Origin of the sequence: uncultured Dialister sp. (genome assembly GCF_900541605.1) — a bacterium.
GTDB lineage: Bacteria > Bacillota > Negativicutes > Veillonellales > Dialisteraceae > Dialister.
In genome coordinates this window covers 1-4,095 of record NZ_UQKJ01000151.1, presented here as the reverse complement: position 1 = coordinate 4,095, position 4,095 = coordinate 1, and the positions used below count along the sequence as shown (strand labels likewise).

Below are 4,095 nucleotides of genomic sequence, written 5' to 3'. Positions count from 1 at the left end.
AGACGGAGGGGGCTCTCGCTAAAGTTGCTCAGAACGTTCTCGGCCATTCCCCAGCCGCTTCGCGGCCACCCTCTCTCTAAAGAGGGTGGGCTGATAGGAGTCTGCGTCTTCGCTGCTATCGTGTTTCATAAGGCGGCGCTTCATAATCTATGCGCCGCCACCATACCCTCGCCGTCAGGCGTTTCCCTTGAGCCACCTTGCCCGCAGGGCATTACCCTTCATCCACTTTAATTACTTATCTTCCAGATACCGTCTCTTCAGCTGGCCGCAGGCGGCCTGGATTTCGTCGCCCATCTGGCGGCGGACGGTGACGCTTTTGCCGTGTTTTTCCAGGACCGATACGAAGGCCCGGATTTCTTTCATGTCCGGCGGGTACAGCTTGATATGTTCCGTGCCGTTGATGGGGATGAGGTTGAAGTGGCAGTTCATTTTTCCGGTGAGCCGGCACAGTTCTTCCGCATTTTCCACGGAGGCGTTCACGTCTTTAATGAGAATATATTCGAAGGTCACCCGGCGTCCCGTGGTTTTGAAGTAGTACCGGGAGGCCCGGACCACGTCTTCGATTTTGAAGTTCCGGCTGATGGGAAGGATCCGGTTCCGGATGGTGTCGTTCGGGGCGTGGAGGGAAATGGCCAGGGTAATGGGCAGGTGTTCATCGGCGAGGCGGTAAATCTGGGGTACGATGCCGCAGGTGGACAGGGTGATGTTCCGGAGGCTGATATTCAAAAGTCCCGGGTCGTTGGCCAGGCGGATGAAGCGGAGCACCTCTTCGTAGTTGGTCAGAGGTTCTCCGGATCCCATGAGGACGATGGAGTGGATGGGAGCATCCAGCTTTTCTTTGAACGCATAGACCTGGGCCAGCATTTCTCCGGCAGTCAGGTTCCGTTCCAGGCCGTTCCTCGTGGAGGCGCAGAAAATACAGCCCATGGCGCAGCCCACCTGGGTGGAGACGCAGATGGAATTGCCGTAGACGTGGTGCATGCATACGGTTTCGATGAGGGAGCCGTCGGCGAGCTTCAGGAGGATTTTCGTGGTATCCCCGTCGTTGGAAGCAATGGAGTGCATGATTTCCGGTTTTTCCAGCACCGCTTCGGCGGAGAGGAAGTCCCGCATGGTCCCCGGGAGCTGTTTCATTTCCTGAAAATCATAGACATGGCGGCGGTACAGGTAATCCTGCAGCTGTTTGGCCCGGAATTTCGGAAATCCCTTGGACAGGATCCATTCCTCCATTTCCGGAAGGGTGTGGCCCCAGACGTTAAAAGGCATAGTTACTCCTTTACCAGTTTTGCAATAAAGAAACCATCGCTTCCCGTTTCATCGGGCCAGATGGTGATCATTCCGTTTTCCGATTTTCCAAGGTTCGGGATGGCAAAGTCCCTTCGGTGGAAGTCGGGATGGGCAGCGAGAAAGGCGGTGACCCGGTCTTCATTTTCTTCCCGGTTCAATGTGCAGGTACTGTAGACCAGGGTGCCTCCCTGCTTTACATAGGAAGCGGCAGCCTGGAGCAGTTTTTCCTGGAGCGGCGGGAATTCGGCGAGCCCTTCTTCCCCCCGGCGCCAGCGGATTTCCGGCTTGTGGGAAAGCACGCCGAGCCCCGAACAGGGGGCATCCAGAAGAACCCGGTCGTAGGCTCCGGCCAGGGCCGGAAAGGGTTTCGAAGAGTCCCGGGCACCGGCGTGGATAATGGTGATGCCCAGTTTTTTGGCATTGTTCTTAATGAGGCCGATTTTATGGGGATACAGGTCCCAGGCATCGATGGAACCTTCATTATTCATAAGTTCCGCCAGCTGGGTGGTCTTGCTTCCCGGAGCGGCGCACATGTCCAGCACCCGTTCCCCGGGCTTCGGGGACAGCACATCCGCCGGAACCATGGAGGACAGGGACTGGGCATAGCCATAGCCCTGGTCCAGGAGTTTCCAGATGTGGTGGGCGCCCTTTGTAATATGGAAGGCCTCTTTCTTCCAGGACACCGGTTCCGCTTCTATCCCCTGTTCCTTCAGGAGACCCAGAAAGGCTTCCCTGTCCGTCTTGAGGGTATTCATGCGCACCGTGAGGGAGGGAATCCGGTTCATGGCTTCCATCACCTTCCCCGCCTTCTCTTCTCCCCACTCCTTCTCCCACCGGGAGACGAGCCATTCCGGCTCATTCCAGGTGAGGGAATCGTAGAGGATCCGGTTTTCTTCCCGGGGGAAGAGATGGATTTCTTCTTTTCTTCTGATATAGTTCCGGAGGATGGCGTTCACGAATCCCGCATTTCCCGGATGGGTCACCTTTTTGGCAATCTTTACGGATTCATTGACCGCTGCGGATTCGGGAATCCGGGTGAGGTACAGTAGCTGGTACAGCCCCAGGCAGAGAAGAATCCGCACGGAGGGATGGAGTTTCTTCACCGGCCGGCTGCTCAGCTGGGAAATCACCCAGAGCAGGCGGTTGTACCGCCGGAGAACTCCATAGACCAGTTCTGTGAATAAGTGGGTCTCCGCCTCCCCCAGGTCGTAGGATTTCAGGGCCTGCTGGATGGTAAGGTTTCCATAGGCTCCTTTCTCCAGGATGTCGTAGAGCGCCTGGTACGCCAGGCGGCGGGCGGAGGGAGCCGGTTTATTGGCCGAAGGTTTCATTCGCTTTCACCTGATATCCGTTAATGAAATCGGAGGCAGCCATTTTCCGGTGGTTTTCAGGCTGCAGCTGGGAAATGGAAAGGGTCCCCTTTCCGCAGGCCACATGGATGCAGCCGCCTTCCGTAGAAACGACGGTGCCTGCAGGGAGGCCGGAGTCCTTCTCTTCGAAGGAGGCCCGGTGAATCTTCACCCGTTTGCCCCGGTAAAAGGTGTAGGTGCCGGGATTGGGGTACATGCCCCGGATGAGGCAGTCCAGGACGGAAGCGTCCTTTGTCCAGTCGATATGGCCCATGTCCTTTGTCACTTTTTCCGCATAGGTGGCTTTGTCATGGTCCTGGGGAATAGAATGGGCGAGCTTCTCCGGCAGGTCATCCATGACGGAAATGAGCTCTTCTGCCCCCAGTACGCCCAGGGCATCAAACAGTTCCCCCGCCGTCATATGGGGCGGAATGTCCATTTCTTTCACCGATACGATATTGCCCGTATCCATGCCTTCGTCCAGCTGCATGATGGTGACGCCGGTTTTCTTCTTCCCGTCGATAATGGCCCGCTGGATGGGAGCGGCACCGCGATACTCCGGCAGCAGGGAGGCATGGACGTTGATGGCGCCGTAGGTGGGAATGTCCAGTACCGCCTTCGGCAGGATTTTGCCATAGGCGATGACGATGATGAGATCCGGTTTCAGGTCCCGGAGTTTCTGCTGCTCCTCCTCCGATTTCAGGGTGGTGGGCTGGAACACGGGGATATCATTGGCCAGGCCGAAGGATTTCACCGGGGAAAAGTTGATTTTCTTTCCCCTGCCGTTGATCCGGTCCGGCTGGGTATAAAGGGCCAGGGGCATGTAGCCGTGGGCTTTGAGGGCTTCCAGGGCGGGCAGGGCGAAATCGGGGGTACCCATGAAAACGATGCGGTAGTTATTCTTCATTTTTCGGTCCTTTGTGCAGGGAAATCGCTTTTTCAATAAAGAGAATGCCATTCAGGTGGTCCGTCTCATGCTGGATGCAGCGGGCCAGAAGGCCGGAGGCTTTCTTCGTCTTCTTCTTGCCCCGGATATCCTGGTAATGGATGATGACATGGGAATACCGTTCCACTTCTCCGAAGAATTCCGGTACCGACAGGCAGCCTTCGGTGTCGATGTTCTTTTCATCGCCGTCCGGTTTCCATACGGGGTTGATGTAGGCTTCGAAGCCGGTCTCTCCGTCGTCGGCCACAAAAATTCGCTTGGAAACGGCAATCTGTGGAGCCGCCAGGCCTACGCCATTGGCTTCGTAGAGGGTTTTCTTCATATCGTTGACCAGAAATTTCAGTTTTTTATCGAATTCGGTGACCGGTTCTGCCGTCATGGTAAGGATCGGGTTTCCGGCGGTAATAATTTTACTCAAAATAGGATTCCTTCTTTCTAAATAGATGGGATTAACAAGTTATAGTAAACGACAAAAATAATTTTATTTAAAGCTGCACAGGGTTCGAAGCTGAT

The 4,095-nt window shown here is 55.7% G+C and carries 4 protein-coding genes; all 4 read right to left on the bottom strand.

Annotated features, from left to right (window positions below):
- Positions 1 to 231 precede the first annotated feature (231 nt).
- The 4 genes from rlmN to def are packed head-to-tail and all read right to left on the bottom strand — an operon-like array spanning position 232 to position 4,000.
- The gene (gene rlmN, locus QZR21_RS08365; protein WP_296097427.1) at positions 232 to 1,266 is read right to left on the bottom strand and encodes a 23S rRNA (adenine(2503)-C(2))-methyltransferase RlmN; all 1,035 of its coding nucleotides are present in this window, start codon (positions 1,264 to 1,266) and stop codon (positions 232 to 234) included.
- A gap of 2 nt (positions 1,267 to 1,268) precedes the next feature.
- Positions 1,269 to 2,618: a 16S rRNA (cytosine(967)-C(5))-methyltransferase RsmB gene (rsmB, locus tag QZR21_RS08360; RefSeq protein WP_296097424.1), complete on the bottom strand. Its 1,350-nt coding sequence runs from the start codon at positions 2,616 to 2,618 to the stop codon at positions 1,269 to 1,271.
- Positions 2,599 to 3,543, bottom strand: a complete 945-nt coding sequence (fmt, locus tag QZR21_RS08355; protein WP_296097422.1) for a methionyl-tRNA formyltransferase — start codon at positions 3,541 to 3,543, stop codon at positions 2,599 to 2,601. Before fmt ends, rsmB begins: the two co-directional genes overlap by 20 nt.
- On the bottom strand, positions 3,533 to 4,000 hold the full coding sequence (def, locus tag QZR21_RS08350; protein WP_296097420.1) for a peptide deformylase: 468 nt from the start codon (positions 3,998 to 4,000) through the stop codon (positions 3,533 to 3,535). Before def ends, fmt begins: the two co-directional genes overlap by 11 nt.
- Positions 4,001 to 4,095 lie beyond the last annotated feature (95 nt).

Coding starts and splice junctions, on each gene's coding strand:
- rlmN (WP_296097427.1), bottom strand. CDS start 1,266: ATGCCTTTTAACGTCTGGGGCCACACCCTTCCGGAAATGGAGGAATGG.
- rsmB (WP_296097424.1), bottom strand. CDS start 2,618: ATGAAACCTTCGGCCAATAAACCGGCTCCCTCCGCCCGCCGCCTGGCG.
- fmt (WP_296097422.1), bottom strand. CDS start 3,543: ATGAAGAATAACTACCGCATCGTTTTCATGGGTACCCCCGATTTCGCC.